General features: G+C 69.6%; 3 protein-coding genes. 2 read left to right on the top strand and 1 reads right to left on the bottom strand.

Annotated elements, in window-relative coordinates; genetic code table 11:
* Together pyk and AC1D15_RS23195 are read left to right on the top strand one after the other, a co-directional pair.
* Positions 1-1032, top strand: a 1032-nt coding sequence (gene pyk / locus AC1D15_RS23200) for a pyruvate kinase (protein WP_477827828.1), incomplete at its 5' end; no start/stop codon positions are given.
* A gap of 19 nt (positions 1033-1051) precedes the next feature.
* The gene (locus tag AC1D15_RS23195; RefSeq protein ID WP_047507722.1) at positions 1052-2257 is read left to right on the top strand and encodes a threonine ammonia-lyase; all 1206 of its coding nucleotides are present in this window, start codon (positions 1052-1054) and stop codon (positions 2255-2257) included.
* On the opposite strand, the gene AC1D15_RS23190 is transcribed toward AC1D15_RS23195, so the two are convergent.
* Entirely contained in the window at positions 2254-3270 is a 1017-nt protein-coding gene (locus tag AC1D15_RS23190) for an ATP-binding protein (protein ID WP_477827827.1), read from the bottom strand. The genes AC1D15_RS23195 and AC1D15_RS23190 overlap by 4 nt on opposite strands.
* Positions 3271-3331 lie beyond the last annotated feature (61 nt).

Below are 3331 nucleotides of genomic sequence, written 5' to 3'. Positions count from 1 at the left end.
GTCGACGCGGTGCGCGGCGACCAGGTGCACACCACCGTCGTGATCGGCGGCGAGCTGTCGAACAACAAGGGCATCAACAAGGCCGGCGGCGGCCTGACCGCCCCGGCGCTGACCGCCAAGGACATGGAGGACATCAAGACCGCGATGAGCTTCCAGTGCGAGTACCTGGCGGTGAGCTTCCCGAAGAACGCGACCGACATGGAAATGGCGCGCCAGCTGGCCAACGTGGCCGGCGAGCCGTGGCGCCACAAGCCGGCGCTGATCGCGAAGATCGAGCGCACCGAGGCGATCCCGGCGCTGGAGAGCATCCTGCGTGCGAGCGACGGCATCATGGTCGCGCGCGGCGACCTGGCGGTCGAGGTCGGCAACGCCGCGGTGCCCGCACTGCAGAAACGCATGATCAAGATGGCGCGCGAGATGGACCGCGTGGTCATCACCGCGACGCAGATGATGGAATCGATGATCGTCAACCCGGTGCCCACCCGCGCAGAGGTGAGCGACGTGGCCAACGCGGTGCTCGACGGCACCGACGCGGTGATGCTGAGCGCCGAGACGGCGGCCGGCAAGTACCCGGTCGAGACGGTGGAGATGATGTCCACGATCTGCATCGAGGCCGAGCGCGCCGAGGAGATCTCGCTGGACGCCGGCTTCACGAACAAGAAGTTCGGCCGCATCGACCAGTCGATCGCGATGGGCGCGCTCTTCACCGCCTACCACCTGGGCTGCAAGGCGATCCTCGCGCTGACCGAGTCGGGCTCCACGTCGCTGTGGATGAGCCGCCATAAGATCCACGTGCCGATCTACGGCCTGACCTCGCAGGTGGTCACGCAGCGCAAGATGATGCTGTACCGCAACGTGCGCCCGCTGCTGATGCCGAACTTCAGCGACCGCGACGAGGCGCTGAAGCGCGCCGAGCTGCTGCTGGTCGAGAAGGGCGTGCTGAAGCCGGGCGACACCTACGCGATCACCTGCGGCGAGCCGATGGGCTACCCCGGCGGCACCAACATGCTGAAGGTGTGCCGAGTCGGCTGAGCCCAAGCACAATGGCGGGATGACCCTAGTCCTCGCTGACATCCGTGCCGCCGCCGAGCGCCTGCACGGCCAGGTGCTCGACACCCCCTGCGTGCCTTCGCGAACCCTCTCGGCCATCGCCGGCTGCGAGGTGTTCCTGAAGTTCGAGAACCTGCAGTTCACCGCCTCCTTCAAGGAGCGCGGCGCCCTCAACAAGATCGCCCAGCTGAGCGACATCGAGCGCGCACGCGGCGTGCTCGCCGTCTCGGCCGGCAACCATGCACAGGGCGTCGCGTACCACGCGCAGCGCCTGGGCATCCCCGCCACCATCGTGATGCCGCGCTTCGCGCCGGCGGTGAAGGTCGAGCGCACGCGCGGCTTCGGCGCCACCGTGGTGCTCGAAGGCGACACCTTCGACGACGCCCGTGCCCACGGTCTGCGCCTCGCGCAGGAGCGCGGCCTGACGCTGGTGCACCCCTACGACGACCTCGATGTGGCGGCCGGCCAGGGCACGATCGCGCTCGAGATGCTGGCGCAGCAGCCGGCGCTCGACACGCTGGTGGTGGCGATCGGCGGCGGCGGCATGATCGGCGGCATCGCGAGCGCTGCCAAGGCGCTGAAGCCGGGCATCCAGGTGATCGGCGTGCAGACCGAGCGCTTCCCCGCCGTCTGGAACGTGGTGCACAACCAGCAGCGCGAGAGCGCGCAGGCGACGATCGCCGACGGCATCGGCGTCAAGGTGCCCGGGGTGCTGACCGCGCCGCTGATCAAGCAGCATGTCGACGACGTGCTGCTGGTCGGCGAGGACGACATCGAGCAGGCGATCCTGATGCTGCTGGAGATCGAGAAGACGGTGGTCGAGGGCGCCGGCGCCGTCGGCCTGGCGGCGCTGATGAAGCACCGCGCGCGCTTCGCCGGACGCAAGGTCGGGCTGATCCTCTCCGGCGGCAACATCGAGCCGCTGGTGCTGGGCGAGATCATCCAGCGCGGCATGGTGAAGTCGGGCCGGCTGGCGCGCCTGCGCATGGACGTGCGCGACGTGCCGGGCGCGCTGGCCGACGTGGCGACGCTGCTCGGCAAGCTGGGCGCCAACATCGACGAGGTGCAGCACCAGCGGGCGTTCAGCTCGCTGTCGGTGGAGCGCGCCGAGATCGAGGTGGTGGTGCACACGCGCGGCGTGGCCCACATCGAGGAGATCCTGGCCGCGATGCGCGCCCAGGGCTATCGAGCCGAGCGGATCGGCTAGCGGCGGATGCTGCCCACCATGGCTGCCACCGCCGGCAGCATGTTGATCGGCACCAGGTCCAGGCCTTCCTGCTCGTTCGCCAGCACGCGGAACAGTTCGTCCGCAAAGCTGTGCCCGACGCTCGTCACGCCGCTGAAGTCGACCTCCGCGCGGCGGAACTGGTTCAGGCGGGCGCCGACGCGGCGTGCCTGTGCCCGCGATTCCAGTCCCGACTGCGTCGTCGTCAGCAGGCGCAGCGGCACCACGGTGCGCTCGAAGTCGTAGCCGGCACCGTCGGCGCTGTGCGCCTGCAGCACCTGCTCCAGCGTGCGCGTGCTGTCCAGCGCGAACGCCACGTAGATGGACGTGCCCTGGTGCTTCAGCGGCTTGCCTTCGCGCCAGCGGCCGGCCTCCCAGCCGCGATGCTGGAACGCCGATTCGTTGGCGTGCAGGTCGAACACGTCGGCCAGCTTCGAGGTGAAGAACAGCCCGCGGCCGCAGTGGCGGTCCGGCGCGCTGGTCAGCTTGCCCTTGCTGAGCTCGAGCATCGCGAGATGCGGCTCGTCGAGCGCGAAGGATTCGTTGATCTTGTCGAACAGGCCGCGGCCGTCGTCGGACACCAGCAGCTGCGCGTGGCTGGCCGTCTGGCGCATCGACACCGTGACGCTCTGCCCGGCACTGTGGTCGATCGCGTTGTTCAGCAGCTCGGTGAAGGCGTGGTGCAGCATGCGGCGCACGGCATCCGGCAGCGTGAAGAACGGCGAGAAGTCGCGCGACCACGGCAGGTCCTCGCCGAGGCCGTGCAGCGGGTAGCGCTGCACCACCTGGCGCATCGTGCCGGGCCGGTACAGCGGCCGCGAGGCGCTGCCTTCGCGCAGCAGCCACGCCATCTCGGCCAGCCGGCGCAGCGCCTTGTTGGCGGTGGCGCGCGAGACGCCGGCCCGCTCCATCACCTGCGACGCCAAGTCCTGCGGTTGTTGGTGGGCCGCCGCGGTGATCCACAGCGTGAGTGCATTCAGGTCGAGTCGGGCCATGACGGGTTTCCCTCCAGCGGGACGGTCGGATGTTGCAAACAGTGTCCCGCGCCCGCCGCGC

The organism is Rhizobacter sp. P2_H2, assembly GCF_056403375.1.
The sequence above is the reverse complement of the archived record's forward strand: the minus strand, read 5'-3'. Positions and strand labels throughout refer to the sequence as shown.

Excerpts from the sequence above, each read along its gene's own strand:
- AC1D15_RS23195 (WP_047507722.1), top strand. The coding sequence starts at position 1,052 with ATGACCCTAGTCCTCGCTGACATCCGTGCCGCCGCCGAGCGCCTGCAC.
- AC1D15_RS23190 (WP_477827827.1), bottom strand. The coding sequence starts at position 3,270 with ATGGCCCGACTCGACCTGAATGCACTCACGCTGTGGATCACCGCGGCG.